Source organism: Corynebacterium sp. HMSC034B08 (genome assembly GCF_001835805.1).
In the GTDB taxonomy this organism is placed as follows: domain Bacteria; phylum Actinomycetota; class Actinomycetes; order Mycobacteriales; family Mycobacteriaceae; genus Corynebacterium; species Corynebacterium coyleae.
In genome coordinates, this window is record NZ_KV825951.1 from 1 (window position 1) to 339 (window position 339).

The window sequence follows — 339 nt, forward strand, 5'->3', positions numbered from 1 at the left end:
GGTGGCAAACGCTTCACTGTTGTCCGACAAGATTTCCTGCGGTTTGCGGTATCGGTCGAATGCTTCTTTCAAGGTGATGCGAGCATCCTCGCCGTTTTCAGGCCGGGGAAACGCTTTTGTGCCAACATCGAATCTGCTGGCGTCATCAATAACTTGATAGATCGTGACCTGGGTATGTTCGACGTCGAATAGCCGGTAGACCACAGCATCGATCTGCCACAGTTCACACACAAAGTCGCGGGCAAACCGCTTATACGAACTGCGTGGGCGCTTGCGGGCATTCGCGTCAACTACTCCAGCGTCGTGCAGCCAATTCGCGATGGTCGACCGAGATGGAGT

General features: G+C 54.3%; 1 pseudogene. It reads right to left on the bottom strand.

Annotated features, from left to right (window positions below):
• Positions 1 to 231 (bottom strand): annotated as a pseudogene (locus HMPREF2656_RS04905) (transposase); the annotation flags it as partial.
• Positions 232 to 339 lie beyond the last annotated feature (108 nt).